At 67.5% G+C, this 17,194-nt stretch carries 19 protein-coding genes and 1 pseudogene; 13 read left to right on the top strand and 7 right to left on the bottom strand.

Annotated elements, in window-relative coordinates:
* Positions 1-5: 5 nt before the first annotated feature.
* The 3 genes and pseudogenes from HTY51_RS06895 to HTY51_RS06905 form a co-directional block, all read left to right on the top strand.
* A complete protein-coding gene (locus HTY51_RS06895; protein WP_174252045.1) occupies positions 6-1,184 on the top strand; it encodes an acetyl-CoA C-acetyltransferase in 1,179 nt (392 codons plus the stop codon).
* Between the two features lie 86 nt (positions 1,185-1,270).
* Complete coding sequence (phbB, locus tag HTY51_RS06900; protein ID WP_174252046.1) at positions 1,271-2,008, top strand: acetoacetyl-CoA reductase; 738 nt, start codon at positions 1,271-1,273, stop codon at positions 2,006-2,008.
* A 247-nt stretch (positions 2,009-2,255) separates the two neighbouring features.
* Positions 2,256-2,513 (top strand): annotated as a pseudogene (locus tag HTY51_RS06905) (IS21 family transposase); the annotation flags it as partial.
* Positions 2,514-2,625: 112 nt separating this feature from the next.
* Here the strand turns inward: HTY51_RS06905 and HTY51_RS06910 are convergent.
* The 3 genes from HTY51_RS06910 to HTY51_RS06920 are packed head-to-tail and all read right to left on the bottom strand — an operon-like array spanning position 2,626 to position 6,363.
* A complete protein-coding gene (locus tag HTY51_RS06910) occupies positions 2,626-3,639 on the bottom strand; it encodes an XdhC family protein (RefSeq protein WP_174252047.1) in 1,014 nt (337 codons plus the stop codon).
* A 4-nt stretch (positions 3,640-3,643) separates the two neighbouring features.
* Positions 3,644-5,878, bottom strand: a complete 2,235-nt coding sequence (locus tag HTY51_RS06915) for a xanthine dehydrogenase family protein molybdopterin-binding subunit (protein ID WP_174252048.1) — start codon at positions 5,876-5,878, stop codon at positions 3,644-3,646.
* An 11-nt stretch (positions 5,879-5,889) separates the two neighbouring features.
* Entirely contained in the window at positions 5,890-6,363 is a 474-nt protein-coding gene (locus HTY51_RS06920) for a (2Fe-2S)-binding protein (RefSeq protein WP_174252049.1), read from the bottom strand.
* 240 nt (positions 6,364-6,603) lie between these two features.
* Between HTY51_RS06920 and HTY51_RS06925 the strand changes: the two genes are divergently transcribed.
* Positions 6,604-7,512 carry an AraC family transcriptional regulator gene (locus HTY51_RS06925; RefSeq protein ID WP_174252050.1) on the top strand — a complete coding sequence of 303 codons (909 nt, stop codon included), beginning with the start codon at positions 6,604-6,606 and terminating at the stop codon, positions 7,510-7,512.
* Between the two features lie 7 nt (positions 7,513-7,519).
* Here HTY51_RS06925 and HTY51_RS06930 read toward each other — a convergent pair whose 3' ends face one another.
* A complete protein-coding gene (locus HTY51_RS06930) occupies positions 7,520-8,695 on the bottom strand; it encodes a multidrug effflux MFS transporter (protein ID WP_174252051.1) in 1,176 nt (391 codons plus the stop codon).
* 127 nt (positions 8,696-8,822) lie between these two features.
* Between HTY51_RS06930 and HTY51_RS06935 the strand changes: the two genes are divergently transcribed.
* A complete protein-coding gene (locus HTY51_RS06935; protein ID WP_254607012.1) occupies positions 8,823-9,650 on the top strand; it encodes an HDOD domain-containing protein in 828 nt (275 codons plus the stop codon).
* 12 nt (positions 9,651-9,662) lie between these two features.
* On the opposite strand, the gene HTY51_RS06940 is transcribed toward HTY51_RS06935, so the two are convergent.
* The 3 genes from HTY51_RS06940 to HTY51_RS18735 all read right to left on the bottom strand — a co-directional run bounded on the left by HTY51_RS06940 (position 9,663) and on the right by HTY51_RS18735 (position 10,615).
* Positions 9,663-10,298 carry a hemolysin III family protein gene (locus HTY51_RS06940; RefSeq protein WP_174252052.1) on the bottom strand — a complete coding sequence of 212 codons (636 nt, stop codon included), beginning with the start codon at positions 10,296-10,298 and terminating at the stop codon, positions 9,663-9,665.
* Between the two features lie 85 nt (positions 10,299-10,383).
* On the bottom strand, positions 10,384-10,518 hold the full coding sequence (locus HTY51_RS18730; protein ID WP_256407164.1) for a hypothetical protein: 135 nt from the start codon (positions 10,516-10,518) through the stop codon (positions 10,384-10,386).
* On the bottom strand, positions 10,487-10,615 hold the full coding sequence (locus tag HTY51_RS18735; protein WP_256407165.1) for a hypothetical protein: 129 nt from the start codon (positions 10,613-10,615) through the stop codon (positions 10,487-10,489). Before HTY51_RS18735 ends, HTY51_RS18730 begins: the two co-directional genes overlap by 32 nt.
* 145 nt (positions 10,616-10,760) lie before the next feature.
* Here HTY51_RS18735 and HTY51_RS06945 point away from each other — a divergent pair, with 145 nt between their 5' ends.
* The 8 genes from HTY51_RS06945 (at position 10,761) to HTY51_RS06980 (ending at position 17,141) form a co-directional block, all read left to right on the top strand.
* Positions 10,761-11,777 (top strand): M14 family zinc carboxypeptidase, encoded by a 1,017-nt coding sequence (locus HTY51_RS06945; RefSeq protein ID WP_174252053.1) that lies wholly within the window; start codon positions 10,761-10,763, stop codon positions 11,775-11,777.
* On the top strand, positions 11,770-12,555 hold the full coding sequence (locus HTY51_RS06950; protein ID WP_174252054.1) for an alpha/beta fold hydrolase: 786 nt from the start codon (positions 11,770-11,772) through the stop codon (positions 12,553-12,555). The genes HTY51_RS06945 and HTY51_RS06950 overlap by 8 nt, the downstream gene beginning before the upstream one ends.
* Before the next feature lie 59 nt (positions 12,556-12,614).
* Positions 12,615-13,091 (top strand): YbaK/EbsC family protein, encoded by a 477-nt coding sequence (locus HTY51_RS06955; RefSeq protein ID WP_174252055.1) that lies wholly within the window; start codon positions 12,615-12,617, stop codon positions 13,089-13,091.
* Positions 13,092-13,227: 136 nt separating this feature from the next.
* On the top strand, positions 13,228-14,235 hold the full coding sequence (locus HTY51_RS06960; protein ID WP_174252056.1) for a thiamine pyrophosphate-dependent dehydrogenase E1 component subunit alpha: 1,008 nt from the start codon (positions 13,228-13,230) through the stop codon (positions 14,233-14,235).
* A 25-nt stretch (positions 14,236-14,260) separates the two neighbouring features.
* A complete protein-coding gene (locus HTY51_RS06965; RefSeq protein WP_174252057.1) occupies positions 14,261-15,301 on the top strand; it encodes an alpha-ketoacid dehydrogenase subunit beta in 1,041 nt (346 codons plus the stop codon).
* Positions 15,298-15,540: a lipoyl domain-containing protein gene (locus HTY51_RS06970; RefSeq protein ID WP_174252058.1), complete on the top strand. Its 243-nt coding sequence runs from the start codon at positions 15,298-15,300 to the stop codon at positions 15,538-15,540. Before HTY51_RS06965 ends, HTY51_RS06970 begins: the two co-directional genes overlap by 4 nt.
* The gene (locus HTY51_RS06975) at positions 15,540-16,241 is read left to right on the top strand and encodes a ligase (RefSeq protein WP_174252059.1); all 702 of its coding nucleotides are present in this window, start codon (positions 15,540-15,542) and stop codon (positions 16,239-16,241) included. Before HTY51_RS06970 ends, HTY51_RS06975 begins: the two co-directional genes overlap by 1 nt.
* A 24-nt stretch (positions 16,242-16,265) precedes the next feature.
* On the top strand, positions 16,266-17,141 hold the full coding sequence (locus HTY51_RS06980; protein ID WP_174252060.1) for a formylmethanofuran dehydrogenase subunit E family protein: 876 nt from the start codon (positions 16,266-16,268) through the stop codon (positions 17,139-17,141).
* Positions 17,142-17,194 lie beyond the last annotated feature (53 nt).

A 17,194-nucleotide genomic window follows, 5' to 3' on the forward strand; every position in this document is an offset into this window, starting at 1 on the left:
ACAGCATGGAAGACATCGTCATCGTGGCCGCGGCACGCACCGCGGTCGGCAAGTTCGGCGGCGGCCTGGCCAGGACCCCGGCCACCGAGCTGGGGTCCATCGTCATCAAGGCCCTGCTGGAACGCAGCAAGGTCGATGCCGGCCTGGTGGGCGAAGTCATCCTGGGCCAGGTGCTGGCGGCCGGCGCCGGCCAGAACCCCGCGCGCCAGGCCCTGATGAAAAGCGGCCTGCCCAAGGAGATCCCGGCGCTCACCATCAACGCCGTCTGCGGCTCCGGCCTCAAGGCCGTGATGCTGGCGGCGCAGGCCGTGGCCACGGGCGACAGCGAGATTGTCATCGCCGGCGGGCAGGAGAACATGAGCGCCGCGCCCCACGTGCTGCCCGGTTCGCGTGACGGCCAGCGCATGGGCGACTGGAAGCTGATCGACACCATGATCGTCGACGGCCTGTGGGACGTCTACAACCAGTACCACATGGGCATCACCGCCGAGAACGTGGCCAAACAATACGGCATCACGCGTGAGATGCAGGACGCGCTGGCCCTGGCCAGCCAGCAGAAGGCCGCCGCCGCGCAGGACGCCGGCCGCTTCAGGGACGAGATCGTGCCCGTGCTGCTGCCGCAGAAAAAGGGCGACCCGCTGGTCTTCGATGCCGACGAGTTCATCAACCGCAAGACCAATGCCGAGGCCCTGGCCGGCCTGCGCCCCGCCTTCGACAAGGCCGGCGGCGTGACGGCGGGCAACGCCTCCGGCATCAACGACGGCGCGGCCGCCGTGATGGTGATGACGGCCAAGAAGGCCGCGGCGCTGGGGCTCAAGCCCCTGGGCCGCATTGCCAGCTACGCCACCAGCGGCCTGGACCCGGCCACCATGGGCATGGGCCCGGTGCCGGCCTCCACCAAGGCCCTGCAGCGTGCCGGCTGGAAGGCCGCCGACCTGGACCTGCTGGAGATCAACGAGGCCTTCGCCGCCCAGGCCTGCGCGGTCAACAAGGAAATGGGCTGGGACACGAGCAAGGTCAACGTCAACGGCGGGGCGATTGCCATCGGGCACCCCATCGGTGCCTCCGGCTGCCGCATCCTGGTCACCCTGCTGCACGAGATGCAGCGTCGTGATGCGAAGAAAGGTATTGCCAGCCTGTGCATCGGTGGTGGCATGGGGGTTGCATTGACCATCGAGCGTTGAGCCGTTTGGCCGGACGCGGGTTTTGCCTAGGGCTCCAGGCAGACGACAAGGATTAGATTGGTAGCGAGTTCAAAGAGGAGTTCATCATGAGTCAGAAAGTAGCCTACGTCACCGGCGGCATGGGCGGCATCGGCACCGTTATCTGCCAGCGCCTGCACAAGGATGGTTTCAAGGTCATCGCCGGCTGCGGCCCCACGCGCGATTTCAACAAATGGCTGGCCGAGCAGAAGGCCCTGGGCTACACCTTCTACGCCTCGGTCGGCAATGTGGGCCTGTGGGAATCCACCGTGGAAGCCTTCAGCAAGGCCAAGGCCGAACACGGCCCCATCGACGTGCTGGTCAACAACGCCGGCATCACGCGCGACCGCATGTTCCTCAAGATGACCCGCGAGGACTGGGACGCCGTCATCGAGACCAACCTCAACTCCATGTTCAACGTCACCAAGCAGGTGGTGGGCGACATGGTGGAAAAAGGCTGGGGCCGCATCATCAACATCAGCAGCGTGAACGGCGAAAAGGGCCAGGCCGGCCAGACCAACTACTCGGCCGCCAAGGCCGGCATGCACGGCTTCACCATGGCGCTGGCACAGGAGCTGGCCAGCAAGGGCGTGACCGTCAACACCGTGAGCCCGGGTTACATCGGCACCGACATGGTCAAGGCCATCCGCCAGGACGTGCTCGACAAGATCGTCGGCACCATCCCGGTCAAGCGCTTGGGCGAGCCGGGCGAGATCGCGTCCATCATTGCGTGGATTGCGAGCGAGGAGAGCGGGTATTCGACCGGGGCGGATTTCTCGGTCAATGGTGGGCTGCACATGGGCTGAGGTTTCTGGCTCTCCGAAGACAAACCCCGCTGCGGCGGGGTTTTTTGTGCAGGATGCCCAGCGCGGGGTTGTTTCAGCTGACTGGCGGCTTGCGGCCAGAAGCTGTCCCTCGCGAGCGTGTTGTGTGGGACTGCTTCAAGGTGTTGAATTCCGCCGAAATCTGACCCACTAAGGACAGAGCTTTCCATCCAAAGTTGACCCACGTAGGCCCTACCCTGCAAGTTTTAAAGGCAGGGGGAAATTAGGAGTGATAGACGTGGCGACATTGAATGTCATCAGGCGTTGGGCACTGCGAGAACAGATGTCCATCCGCGAGATCTCCAGGCGTACAGGCCTGGCTCGCAACACGGTGAAGAAGTACCTGCGGTCCGATGAGACCGAGCCGACATACGCAAAGCGGATCAGCCCAAGCAAGCTCGATCCCTACGCTGAGAAGCTGGCCACCTGGCTAGGAATCGAGGCAACAAAATCGCGGAAACAGCGGCGCAATCTGAAGCAGATCTACACACCCGGCAGACCAATTGACCGAGAAGGGCACGTAGCGGGCGACGGGGCATGCAGCGAGTTCGCCGCTAGTGCCCTGATGGGGTCTATGTCGACGTATATCGCATAAGAACCTACGTCATCTCCGCCGGTACGGCGATCCCGCTGTCATGGGGGAGCCGAAGCGTTCCAACCCCATTCTTCACCGCCACCACCTCAGCCATGATGGACAGCGCAATCTCTGCCGGTGTCTTGCTGGCGATGTACAGCCCGGCCGGGCCGTGCAGGCGGTCCAGCACCTCATACGGAATCTCAAAGTGCTCGTGCAGCCGTTCACGCCGCGTGGCGCTGTTGCGGCGTGAGCCGATGGCGCCGACGTAGAAGGCCTCGGACTGCAGGGCGTCGATCAGGGCCAGGTCGTCGAGCTTGGGGTCGTGTGTGAGGGCCACCACCGCGGTGCGGGTGTCGGGCTTCAGGCGCAGGATCAGGTCGTCGGGCATTTCGTGTGTGAGGGTCACGCCGGCGGCCAGGCTCCAGCTGGCGCGGTGTTCCTCGCGTGGATCGCAGACGAAGACTTCGAAGCCCAGGCTCAGGGCCATCTGGCTGAGGAAACGCGAGAGGTCGCCAGCGCCAATGACGATGAGCCGGGCTTGCGGACCCAGGTAGGTGGTCAACGTGTGTTCATCGAGCAAGGGCACGCCGTCGCGCCGGCCGGGGCGCAGGGTGACGGCACCGTTCTTCAGGTCCAGCACACGTTCGGTGCTTTGCCGCTGTTCGCAGGCGAGCAGCAGCTCGTCCAGCCGGCTGTGCGGCGCCACGCGTTCCAGCACCAGCTCCACCGTGCCGCCGCAGGGCAGGCCGAAGCGATGCGCCTGGTCGGCCGAGATGCCGTAGCGTTGCACGGTGGGTGCGGCGCCGGTCATGGCCGCTTCAACGCCGCCCTCGCGGATGCGGTGGATCAGGTCGTCTTCGATGCAGCCGCCCGAAACCGAGCCCACGGTCTCGCCCCGGCCGTTGATGGCCATGAGCGAGCCGGGCGGGCGCGGCGAGGAGCCCCAGGTGCGGGCCACGGTGACGAGCACCACGGCCTGCCCCTCGGTCCACCAGCGCTGCGCCGTGCGCAGCACCAGGGTGTCGAGATCCTCCATGGGCTCAGGCCAGCTTGAAGGGCAGTTCGCGCGGCGTCTTGCCGGTCAGGCGCGCGATGGCGTTGGCGAAGGCCGGCGCCAGCGGGGGCAGGCCGGGCTCGCCCATGCCGGTGGGCGCGTCGGCGCTGGGTACCACGTGCACGGCGATCTGCGGCATGTCGGTGATGCGGGGCACAGCGTAGTCGCCGAAGTTGCTCTGCTGCACCTCGCCGTCCTTGAGCGTGATGGCCGCACCGGGCAGGCACATGGACAAACCCATGAGCGCTGCGCCCTGCACCTGGGCTTCCACGGTGCGCGGGTTCACCACCAGGTTGCAGTGCACGCCGGCCGTCACACGGTGCAGCACGGGCTGCCCGTCCTTGACCGAGGCTTCCACCACATAGGCCACCACGGTGCTGAAGGATTCATGCACGGCCACGCCCCAGGCGTGGCCCTTGGGCAGGGCCTTCTTGCCATAGCCGCTCTTGGCCACGGCCAGCTGCAAGGCAGCGCGGTGACGGGGGTGCTTGTCGGCTATGAGCTTGAGGCGGTAGGCCACCGGGTCCTGCTTCGTCGCGCGAGCGATCTCGTCGATCAGCGTTTCCATCACATAGGCCGTGTGGGTGCTGCCCACGCTGCGCCACCAGAGCACGGGCACGTTCTGCTTGGGGTGGTGCACGGTGAGGCGCATGGGCACGGCGTAGGGCTCACGCATGCCTTCGACGGCAGTGGCGTCGATGCCGTTCTTGACCATCATGCCTTCGAAGAAGGTGCCGGAGATGATGGACTGACCCACGATGGTGTGGTCCCAGGCCAGCACCTGGCCCTTGTCATCAAAGCCGATGCGCGCGCGGTGCAGGTGCATGGGGCGGTAGTAGCCGCCCTTGATATCGTCCTCGCGGCTCCAGAGCGTGCGCACGGGGACGTTCAGGCCGGCGGTGCGCGCGGCCTTGGCGATGGTGCAGGCTTCCACCACGTATTCGCTGGTGGGGATGGCGCGGCGGCCGAAACCCCCGCCGGCAGCCTGTACGTGGACCTTGATCTGCTCGGGTTTGAGACCCAGCACACGGGCTGCGGCCATGCCGTCCAGGCCCGGCATCTGCGAGCCGACCCAGAGTTCGGCGCCCTGGTCGCTGATCTGGACCGTGCAGTTCAGCGGCTCCATGGGCGCGTGGGCCAGGTAGGGGAAATGGAATTCGGCCTCGATCTGCTTCGGGGCGCTGGCCAGGGGCGCCATGTCGGCGTCGAAGTGGCGCGGGCCGCTTTCCTGGGCCATTTGCCGGTACTGGGCCAGCTGTTTTTCGCTGTCCACCTTCTCGACGCCGCTGGTGTCCCACTGCAGCTTGAGCGCGTCGCGCCCCTGCTTGGCGGGCCAGTAGCCCTCGGCGATCACGGCCACACCTTCGGCGCCGCGGTCCAGCGGCACGCGCAGCACGGCCTTCACGCCTTGGATGGCGCGGGCTGCGCTGTCGTCCAGCGCAGCGATCTTGGCGCCGAACACGGGCGGGCGCGCAATGACCGCGGTGAGCTGACCGGGTTGGCGCACGTCGATGCCGAAGTCCTGGCGGCCGCTGCTCTTGGCCTTGGCGTCCAGGCGACCGGTGGGCTTGCCGATGATGCGGAAGTCCTTGGGGTTCTTCAGCGTCACCTTCTCGGGCACGGGCTGGGTCATGGCGGCTTCGGCCAGTTCGCCGTAGCCCATCTTGCGGCCGCCGGGGCCGAGCACCCAGCCGGCCTGGGTGCGCAGGCTCTGCACGTCCACGCTCCAGCGCATGGCGGCGGCGGCCAGCAGCATGGCGCGGGCGCGGGCGCCAAGCTCACGGTATTGCGTATAGCTGTTCTTGATCGAGTTGGAGCCACCGGTGAGGTGCATGCCGAAAAGCGGGTCGGCATAAGCGGGGTTGTTCGTGCCGTGCTGGCTGCGCACCTTGCTCCAGTCGGCGTCCAGCTCCTCGGCCAGGATCATGGGCAGGGCCGTCTGCACGCCCTGGCCGAAGTCCAGGCGGTTGACGGTGACGGTGACCTCACCGTTGGCCGCGATCTGCACGAAGGCCGAGGGTTGTTCGGTGGGCTTGAGGCCGGCAGCTGCGGCCTGTTGTGCCGTGGCCAGGCCGGGGTAGACGCCGAGCGCCAGGCCGCCGGCACCGGCGAGCTTGAGGAAGCTGCGCCGGGGCAGGGTTGCGATGTCGGCGGGTTCGTTGCGGGCCAGCAGGTGTTGCAGGGCGCGCGGCATTTCACGGGAGAGGGTGTTGGGCAACATGGGGTGCTCCTTCAGGCGAGGGTCTTGGCGGCGTCGGTGACGGCGGCGCGGATGCGGGCATAGGTGCCACAGCGGCAGATGTTGCCGGCCATGGCGCTGTCGATCTCGGCGGCCGCGGGCTGCTTGCCGCGCGGCAGGGACTTGAGGAAGGCGGTGGCGCTCATGATCTGGCCGCTCTGGCAGTAGCCGCACTGCGCGACGTCGTGCTTGACCCAGGCGGCGTGCACGGCGGCACCGACGCGGTCCTTGCCATCGGTGACGGCTTCGATGGTGGTGATCTTCGCGCCCTGGGCCGCCGAGATGGGGGTGACGCAGGAGCGGATGGCCTGGCCGTTCAGGTGCACGGTGCAGGCGCCGCACAGTGCCGCTCCGCAGCCGAACTTGGTGCCGGTCATGCCCAGGTTGTCACGCAGGGCCCAGAGGATGGGGGTGGTGGGGGCGGTGCTGAGCGCATGCTCGCGGCCGTTGACGTGCAGGGTGTTCATGATGGGGCGATGCTCCTTGGGTAAAGGTCGGTCGGGGATCGGTGCTGGAAGTGTCCGCCCTGGTCCGGCGGCGGGCTTGCCGTTTCCGATCTATTTTTTGCCTTTTCTGATCGACTGTCATCAAAAATCATCGCCGCTAAACCGGGGGAGGTACAGTGCGGACCATGGCGCACCACGCAACCATCCGCTCTGTGACAGAGTCGTGACCGCGCCCGTTCCAACTGCCTTGAAGGTTTCAGCATGAGCATCGCCACCCTGGCCCAGGAAATCGGCCGGATTGCCCGAAATGACGGCGATTACCAGACGGCCATCCCCCAGCTGCTGATGGCCCGGCGCAGCGGCCGCACGGAGCCGCTGGCCTGCATCTACATGCTGGGCCTGGCCGTCGTGGCGCAGGGCGGCAAGCAGGTGACCATGAGCGACCAGGTCGTGAACTACGGGCCCGGCCAGTCCCTGCTGGCAACGGTGGACCTGCCCGTGGTCTCGCAGGTCACGCAGGCCGATCTGGCCCAACCGTTTCTCGGCATGCTGCTCACGCTGGATACGCGCGCGCTGGTGCAACTGGCCGCGGACATGGAACTGCCGCCTTTGCCGCGCGACCAGGCCGCACGCGGCATATCGCTGGGCCCGCTGGAGGAGCCGCTGCTGGACGCGGTGATCCGCCTGGTGCGGCTGCTACAGGAGCCACAGCACATCGCGCGGCTGGCACCGCTGATCCAGCAGGAGATCATGGTGCGCCTGCTGACCGGTCCGCACGGCCCCTACCTGCGGCATCTGATCGCCGCGGGCTCCCCGAGCCACCAGGTCGCGCAGGCCATCGCCTGGCTCAAGCTGAACTTCAGCCGTGATGTGCTGATGGACGAGCTGGCCGAGCGCGCGCACATGAGTCCTTCGACTTTCCGCCAGCACTTCCGCGGCCTCACGGGCATGAGCCCGCTGCAGTACCAGAAGCAGCTGCGCCTGCAGGAGGCACGCCAGCTCATGCTGACCCAGGCGCTGGACGCCAGCAGCACGGCCGCGCGGGTGGGTTACGAAAGCGTCTCGCAGTTCAACCGCGAGTACAGCCGCCAGTTCGGCGCGCCGCCGCAGCGCGACATCAGGCGCATGCGCGAGCTACCGGGCGGTGGAGTGGTGCAGTCCTTGAGCTGAACCGCACTCAACGGCGCAAGGTTCCGCGCACAAACAGCCAGGTCATGCCCGCCGAGCCCGCGATGCCGGCCACCATGGGCAGGCCCGTGCCGTCCACGAACAGACCCGTGATCGCCATCACGACCGCACCCGTGGCGAACTGCAGCGTGCCCATCAGGGCCGAAGCGGTGCCGGCGATGGGGCCGTGGTCTTCCAGCGCCAGGATGGCCGAGGTGGGGATGATGAGCCCGAGGAAGCCGTAGCCCACGAAGAGCAGGACCAGCAGCACGGGCAGGTGGTCCGCGCCCAGCAGGAAGCACAGGAGCAGCAGGGCCATGACAGCGGCGTAAGCATGCGAGGCGACACGTACCATGGGCTTGAGGCCGTAGCGTTGGCCCAGGCGGCCCGTGAGCTGCGACATGCCGATGAAGGAGGCCGCGTTGGCCGCGAAGACGATGCTGTACTGCCGCGGCGTGAGGCCGTAGTGGTCGATCAGCACGAAGGAGGAGTTGGCCAGGTAGGCGAAGAAGCTCGCGATGCCGAAGGCGCCGATCAGCACCAGGCCCATGAAATGGCGGTCGCGCAGCAGGGTGGCGTAAGCCCGGAAGGCCTGGCCCCAGCTGCTGGCGGCCCGCTGCGCGGGCGGGCGGGTTTCGTGCATCTGCGTGGCCATGAGGACCAGGCCCAGCAGGCCGATCACCAGCATGAACCAGAAGGCGCTGCGCCAGCCCTGCCACTCGATCAGCAGGCTGCCGGCCAGCGGCGCGAGGATGGGCGAGACGCTGAAGACCAGCATGAGGGTGGACATGAGGCGCAGGGCCTCGTGGCCGGTGTAGAGGTCACGCACCACGGCGCGCGGCACCACGGTACAGGCGCAGGCCCCAAGGCCCTGCACGAAACGCATGGCCACCAGGGTGTGGATGTCGGGCGCCAGCGCGCAGCCCACGCTGCCGATGGCGAACAGGCCCAGGCCGAAATACAGCGGCGGCTTGCGACCCAGCATGTCGGCGGCCGGGCCGTAGATGAGCTGGCCCAGGCCCAGGGCGATGAAAAAGGCCATCAGGCTGCCCTGCACCGCGCCGATGGACGCGTTCAGGCTCTGCCCGATGGAGGGCAGAGCCGGCAGGTACATGTCGATGGCGAAAGGGCCGATGGCCGAGAGCAGGCCCAGGATGAGGGCGGCGCGCAGGAAGCTGGTGGTCATGAAAACCTGTGGAGCGGTCGACCGGGGAGTCGTGGAATGATGAAAATTTTCACGTTTGGGCGTGATCACGCGATGATAGTTGGCCACAGTTGTCTTGCGGCGCAGGGATAGGCGTTAAGCTTTGGAGATGATGGACATCCAGTCCCTGCTTGCCTCGCCGGTGGCCCTGCCCAGCATTCCCCGTGTGATTGCACTGGCGCTGACCGAGCTCAACGCTGCGGAGCCCGACGCCCTGCGTGTGAGCAGCTTGCTGAGCATGGAGCCGGTGATGACCGCGCGCCTGCTCATGGCGGCCAATTCCGCGCGCTTCCAGCTCAGCCGCCGCGTCGGCACCGTGAGCGAGGCCCTGGCCATCCTGGGCCTGCGGCCGGTTCGGGACATGACCATCGAGGCGGCCATGAGCAGCGCCTTTCGCAAGGTGGGTGGTGTGGACATGAAGCAGTTCTGGCGCTACAGCCTGGACACTGCGAGGCTTACACAGATCCTGACCCGGGCCAGGAAGGTGGAGGTCTCGCCTTATACGGTGGGTCTGGTCCACGCCCTGGGAGAACTTGTCATGCATCGCGGCATGCCCAAGGAGATGGAGCAGCTGAACCAGCGCGTCGACGTTTTTGCGCCCCAGCGGGCACGTGCCGAGCACGAACTGCTGGGCTACTGTTATGCGCAGGTCGGTGCCGGATTCGCGCGCGCCTGGCATCTGCCCGAGGCTTTGGTGGAGACGCTGGAGCATCAGGACGCGCCCTTCGAGCGCGAGGGTTACGAGCCCATGGCCGGCATCCTGCATGTGGCCTCCTGGCGCTGCCGCGCGCACGAGATGGGCTACACGGAACGCAAGCTCGCCGTGAGCTTTCCGGACAAGACCGCCCTGGCCCTGGGTCTGGACGTGGGCGTGGTGCTGGCCCACGCGCCGGTCGACTGGGCCTCCAGCCAGGAAGCGCGGCTGTTCCTCGACTAGGCGCGCGACAGCTCAGGCCGCGTAGCCCAGCACCGCGAAGTAGTGCAGGCCCGTGCCGGTGGCGACGAAGGCGTGCCAGACCGCGTGTGCATAACGCAGGCGCGAATCCAGCATGAAGAAGACGACCCCCACGGTGTAGGCCAGGCCGCCCGCGACCAGCAGGGCCAGACCCGCCGAGGGCACCCGTTCCACCAGCGGCACCGCCGCGATCAGCACCAGCCAGCCCATGGCCAGGTAGAGGCCGGTGGAGAGCCAGGGATGCGAGAGCCGGTCAAAGGCCTTGAGCGCGATGCCCATCACCGCCATGGCCCACACCAGGCCGAACAGCGTCCAGCCCCAGGCGCCGCCCATGACCCCCAGCGCGAAGGGTGTGTAGCTGCCGGCGATGAAGAGGTAGATGGCGCCGTGGTCGAGCTTGAGGAAGACGCGCTTGGCGCGCCCCGGCGGCAGGGCATGGTAGAGCGTGGAGGTGAAATACAGCAGCACCATGGTGGCCGCGAACACGGCCGCGCCCACGATGTTGGCGGCGCTGTGCGGGCTGACCGCCACGAGCAGGATGGGGGCCGCGATCAGGGCGGCCAGCAGGGCCAAGCCGTGGCTCACGCTGTTGGCGATTTCCTCGCCCGGGGTCTGGGGACGTTCGGTCATGATTGGAATTGTCGCACTGCGGCTGCGTCGTTGTTCGGTCCCGCCGGAACCGGATTGCGCCAGATCAAGCGCTGCGCGGAAAGAGTCAGGAACGGATGCGCCAGCTGCTGTAGCGCGAGCGCTGCAGCGCCAGGAATTCGACCAGGCCCCAGGCGATGGCCGCGCACAGCGGCAGCCAGCGCAAGGGATTAAGCCTGCTGGAGCGCAGCGGGTGTTTCATGGTCCTGGGCATCGAGGTCGTCCAGCCCGAGGCTGAGCCAGGCGTCGTCGAAGAGCGAGTCCAGCAGGGACTGGAGGCGGAACAGTTTCCAGAACATGTCTTGCTCCTGCAAGGAATGACAATGACGTGACATTAGCGTGCCACCGTGACGGTTTGATGTCATGTGCGCATGACGCCACACCGCTGGGCTGCGCTATGCTCACCGCACCACCCAGGCCCCCGATACCAGCGACTGCCTTCACGTGTCCACGCAAGTACTCCCCGAGCTGGAAGCACTCGAGAAGATCATCGAACAGGGTGGTGCGCAGCTCGACGTGCGGGTGCTGCAGCAGGTGGCGGCGCCCGGTGGTCGGTGCCTTCCCGTCCATGCCATTGCGCTGGGCAATCCCGACCCGGCGGTGCCGGCCGTGGGTTTTTTCGGTGGCGTGCACGGGCTGGAGCGCATCGGCTCGGAGGTGGTGCTGGCCTATCTGCAGCACGTGGTACGACGGCTGCAGTGGGACCGGCCCTTCCGGCAGCAGCTGGAATCGGTCCGCCTGGTGTTCGTGCCCATCGTCAATCCGGGCGGCATGCTGCTGGGCACACGCGCCAACCCCAACGGCGTGGACCTGATGCGCAACGCCCCCGTGGACGCGAGCGATGCGGTGCCCTTCCTGGTTGGTGGCCAGCGGCTCAGCCGCGGCCTGCCCTGGTACCGCGGCCGGCCCGGTGCCCCGATGGAGGCGGAGAGCCAGGCCCTGTGCGACCTGGTCCATGCCGAGTTGCTGTCGCGCAGGTTCAGCATCGCCCTGGACTGCCACTCCGGTTTCGGCGTGCGCGACCGGATCTGGTTCCCCTATGCCCATACGCGCCAGCCCATCGAACACCTGGCCGAGATGCGTGCGCTCAAGGACATCTTCTTCCAGACCTACAGCCACCACCCTTACGTCTTCGAGCCGCAGAGCCTGCAGTACCTGGCGCATGGTGATCTCTGGGACCACCTGTACCGCCAGGCCGGCGAGGACCCGGCGCGCGTGTTCCTGCCGCTGACACTAGAGATGGGCTCGTGGCTGTGGATCAAGAAGAACCCGCGCCAGCTGTTCTCGATCCAGGGCATCTTCAACCCGCTGATCGAGCATCGCCAGCAGCGGGTGCTGCGCCGGCATCTCTCGCTGATGGACTTCCTGGCGCGTGCGGCTGCCAGCCATGCGCTGTGGCAGCCCGCAGCACAGGACCGCGCCAGCCAGCGCGCACAGGCCCTGGAGGAGTGGTATGCCTGAGCTGGCGGGCCCGACCTGGATCCTGCTGCGCGGCCTGAGCCGTGAGGCCGCGCACTGGGGCGGTTTCGTCGCGGCCTTCCAGCAGGCCCTGCCGCAGGCGCGCGTGCTGGTCCTGGATCTGCCGGGCAATGGCCAGTGGCATGGACAACGCAGCCCCGCCAACGTCGCGGCCATGGTGGCCGCGTGCCGGGCCGAACTGGCGCGGCGCGGCGTGCCGGGCCCCGTGTATCTGCTGGCCATGTCGCTGGGGGCCATGGTCGCCGCGGAGTGGGCCTGCCAGGCCCCGGAGCAGATAACCGGCTGTGTGCTGATCAACACCAGTTTCCGGCCCTGCAGTCCCGTCCACCACCGCCTGCGCCCGCGCAACTATGGCCGCCTGCTGCGCCTGGTCCTGGGCCGCGCCACGCCGCAGGCCTGGGAGCAGGCCATCCTGCGCATGACGAGCAACCGCGCCGATGAACTCGCTGCGGTGCTGCCCGGCTGGATGGCCGTGCGCCAGTTGCGCCCGGTGAGCACAGGCAATGCGCTGCGCCAGCTGCTGGCCGCGGCGCGCTACCGGGTTCGTGCGCAGCCACCGGCCTGTCCCGTGTTGCTGCTGGCCAGCGAGCAGGATGGCCTGGTGGACGTGCGCTGCTCGCGCGCGGTGGCGCGGCACTGGGGCTTGCCGCTGCAACTGCATCCGGCGGCCGGGCACGACCTGCCGCTGGACGACCCGGCCTGGGTGATCGCGCAGGTGCAGCGCTGGCTGGGTGATCGCGCGTCCGGGCCCGGGGCCTGAGCGCCTGCGGCTGTTCCCGCTTGCTAAAGTCGGCGCCACGCACTAGGTGAACCAAGCACATGAGCCTGCAGTCCGTCCGTGAATTCTTCGCGTCCCGCCAGCTGGACATTCCCATCATCGAGCTCGAGGTCAGCACCGCCACCGTGGCGCTGGCGGCGCAGGCGCATGGGGTCGAGCCCGGGCGCATCGCCAAGACCCTGGCCTTCCGTCTGGGCGACGGACAGGTGATCCTGCTGGTGTGCAGCGGCGACCTGCGCGTCGACAACCGCAAGTTCAAGGACGCCTTCGGCCGCGGCAAGATGCTGCCGCCCGAGGAAGTGGTGCAACTCACCGGCCACCCGGTGGGCGGGGTCTGCCCCTTCGGCCTGGCCCAGCCGCTGCCGGTGTATCTGGATGCCTCGCTGCAGGCTTATGACGAGGTGCTGCCGGCGGCCGGCGACATCCACGCCGCGGTGCGCATCACGCCGGCACAACTGGCCGAGCTGACCCAGGGGTCGTGGGTGGATGTCGGCCAAGCGGCAGGGCCGCCGCCCTGATATCGGCTAACCGTCCCGGAGTTGACCTGCGTCAACGAAAAACGGGGATGGCTTCCTATTCTGAGTCTTCCGCTTGCCCGTGGCTCGCCGAGCCGGGGCATCGGATCCACCCGATCCTTACAAGGAGGTATCAGAGATGCAAGCCAATAAAGAAAAATTGCTCTGGATGTACGAGAAGATGGTCGAGATCCGGAACTACGAGGAGACCATGGCCAGTGTCTACCTCGAAGGCAAACTGCCGCCCAACATCCAGCAGGGCCTGGCCTTCGACATCGGCTCGGGGCCCGTGCCGGGTGAGATGCACCTGGCGGCCGGGCAGGAGCCGGTGGCGGTGGGCATCTGCGCCCACCTGAAGCAGGAGGACACGGTGGTCGGCACGCACCGCCCGCACCATTTCGCCATTGCCAAGGGCGTGCCGCTGACCCCGATGACGGCCGAGATGTTCGGCAAGGTGACGGGCCTGGGCAAGGGCAAGGGCGGCCACATGCACCTGTTCGACCCGGTGCACAAGTTCAGCTGCAGCGGCCTGATCGGCGCCAGCCTGCCGCCGGCCTGCGGCGCGGGACTGGCGGCCAAGAAGATGGGCAAGGACTGGGTGGCGGTGGCCTTCTTCGGTGAAGGCGCGGCCAACCAGGGTGCAGTGCACGAGTCGCTCAACCTGGCGGCGCTGTGGCAGTTGCCGGTGATCTTCGTCTGTGAAGACAACAAGTGGGCCATCTCGGTGCCCAAGACCAGCGCCACCTCCATCGAGTGGGTGGCGGACCGCGCCAGTGCCTACGGCATGCCCGGCATCAAGGTGGCCCACAACGACGCGGTCGAGGTGTACGAGGCGGTGGCCCCGGCCATAGCGCGCGCGCGCAGCGGCAAGGGCCCCAGCCTGATCGAGGTGAAGACCGATCGCTACCTGGGTCACTTCCAGGGTGACCCCGAGGTCTACCGACCCAAGGACGAAGTGGCCAATCTGCGCAAGAACGATCCCATCCCGAAGCTGGCCACACAACTCAAGAGCGCCGGGCAGATGACGGATGCGGAAGAGGCCGCCATCGTGGCACGCGCCAGACAGCGCGTGACCGATGCCTTCGCCTTCGCGCGCAAGAGCGACTACCCCGCGCCGCAGGAAGCCCTGCAGCATGTCTTTGCCTGACCCGATTCCCCAGGAGGAACACCAGATGACCACGACACGCAAACTCACCATGGCGCAGGCGATTGCCGAGGCGATCGGCCAGGAAATGGAGCGCGACAACAAGGTCTTCGTCATGGGCGAGGACATCGGCAAGTACGGTGGCATCTTCGGTGCCACCGGCGGCCTGCTCGACAAGTTCGGCCCCGAGCGCATCATGGACACGCCGATTTCCGAGACCGCCTTCATCGGCACCGCCACCGGTGCGGCGGCGGCCGGCCTGCGCCCGATCGCCGAGCTGATGTTCGTCGACTTCTTCGGCGTCTGCATGGACCAGATCTACAACCACCTGGCCAAGAACACCTATATGGCCGGCGGCAACATCAAGCTGCCGGTGGTGCTGACCACGGCCATCGGCGGCGGCTACAGCGACGCAGCGCAGCACTCGCAGTGCCTCTATGGCACCTTCGCCCACATGCCGGGACTCAAGGTGGTGGTGCCGTCCAACGCCTACGACGCCAAGGGCCTGATGACCCAGGCCATCCGCGACGACAACCCCGTGCTCTTCATGTACCACAAGGGCATCATGGGCCTGCCCTGGATGGCCTACTTCGAAGGCAGCAGCAACGAGGTGCCGCAGGCGCAGTACACCATTCCCTTCGGCGTGGCCAAGGTGGTGCGCGAGGGCACGGACCTGACCATCGTCACGCTCAGCCAGATGGTGCAGAAGTCTCTCCTGGCAGCAGAAGAGCTGAAGAAGCAGGGCATCAGCGCCGAGGTGCTGGACCTGCGCACCCTGGTGCCGCTGGACCGCAAGGCCGTGCTCAAGTCGGTGGCCAAGACCGGTCGCTTGCTGGTGGCGGACGAGGACTACCTCAGCTTCGGCCTCACCGGCGAGATCGCGGCCCTCGTGGCGGAGAACCTGGACACCGTGGCCCTGAAGGCGCCCGTCAAGCGGCTGGCCGTGCCCGACGTGCCCATTCCCTACAGCCGGCCGCTGGAGAAGTTCGTGATCCCGCAGGTGGAAAACATCGTGGCGGCCTCGCAGGCGCTGATGAAGGGGCGCGTGGCCGAAGGGCAACCCGCATGACGGACATCACGCTGGCGGCCGAGGCCTGGCAGGGCGTGGACGAAGCGGTGGAGGCGTTGGTGGACAAGTGGCTGGTGCAGGCGGGGGACACCGTGCGCGCCGGCCAGCCGCTGGCCACTGTGGTGCTGGTCAAGGCCAGCCTGGAGATCACCGCACCCGCCGACGGCCGCATCGCGCAGATCCTGGTGCCGGCCGGCGGCACCTTTGCCCGGGGCAAGCCCATCGCCACGCTGGCCTGATGCCCATCACCAGCACCGCTGCCCAGGAGCAGGCCTGGAACCGCCAGCAGCTGGAACAGCCGGTGGTGGCGCCGTTGTGGCGCGTCTGGACCTACGAGCAGCCCGCACTGGTGCTGGGCTGTTCGCAGCGCGCGCTGTACGAGCGCGCGGCCTCCGGTGCCCGATCCGTGGAGGTGCTGCTGCGCGAGTCCGGCGGCGGCGCCGTGCTCACCGGGCCCTGGCTGGTGAGTGTCTCGCTTGTGCTGCCACCGGGTCACGCCTGGCTGGGACAGGGCCTGCTGGAAAGCTACCGCCGGCTGGGCCAGCTGCATGCCGATGCCTTGGCGGAGTTGGGCGTGGCCGCATCGGCGCTACCGCCGGCGCAAATCCCGGACCTGCAGGACGCGCTCGCCAAGCAAGGCCCGCCCGCGCCGGACTGGGCCTGCTTCGGCAGCCTCTCACCCTGGGAGGTGGTGGATGCCGGGGGCCGCAAGCTCGTGGGCCTGGCGCAGCGGCGCAGGCGGCAGGGCGTGCTGCTGGTGGCGGGCACGCTGTTGGCGCCGCCGGATTGGGGTCTGCTGTGCGAGACCATGGGCCAGCCCCACGCCGCGACGCTGCTGCGGCAGCGTACGGTCGCCTGTGAACAGCTGCTGGGACGGGTCCTGGCACCCGCGACCTGGCGCGAGACCCTGGCAGGCCGGCTGGCGCAGGCGCTGGGATAAAGATCACCACTCAAGGAGAGAAGCATGAATTCATGGAACCGGTGGCTGCTTGCAGCTACGCTCGCACTGTGCGGGGCGCCTGCGATGGCCGCGGAGCCCACCTACCGGCAGGGTGAAGACATCTTCATCGAAACCGGGGTCGAGGCACCCGACCGTTCGCCGACCTGGTACGCCTCGGTGGTGGCCAGACCGTATGCGCCCGTTTTCGAGATGCTCGCCACCAGAGGAACGCAGGGCCGTTACTACCCTTACACCTATCCCGTCACGCTCAAGGACATCATCCGCTGGCACGGGCACGACTGCGAGGGGCTCACCCACGCGGCGAATGCGGCGCATGTGGCGTTCAGGATCCTGTTCCCCGATGGCATCGTCGACCGCAGCGTCCTGTGGGGTATCAGCGGCGAGTCTCCCTGCTGGTCGGACGCAGTCGCCTTTCTCACCGGCGCACGACTGCAATACGGCAACCTCGGCTACTTCCGCAACAAGGACTACGGCCACGCGATCGTGCTGTACCGCGAGGACACCGGGGTGGCGGTGCTGGCAACCTGGAAGCAGGGCATCAACAATATTCCAGGCGAACCCGTGGTGCTGCCGGAAGCGATCACCTGGCGGCCGAAGATGACGATGGCGGATGTCGAGCGCCTGAAGGCGGCGGTGAAGACGGCGGGTGGCGAGCCGACGCCCTACCAGGTCGACCAGATGCGCTACCAGCAATGGAGCCATCTGAACGACATCCTCGGCCGGCCTCTGGAGGAGAGCTACCAGGCCAGGGTGATCGAGAATTTCAGGTGGGCCGACTGGATCGATCCGGCCAGGACGGTCGCCAAGCCCCAGGCCCGGTCCGACACCCGCTTGAAGAACTACCCGAACCGGACCCGGCCAATCGAGGGCCCCAGGTAGCGGGGTGTGCCGGAGTCGTGTCCTGCCTTGACCGACCATCTGGCGTCGGTCCC

It is taken from the genome of Rhodoferax sp. BAB1 (assembly GCF_013334205.1).
Lineage (GTDB): Bacteria > Pseudomonadota > Gammaproteobacteria > Burkholderiales > Burkholderiaceae_C > Hylemonella.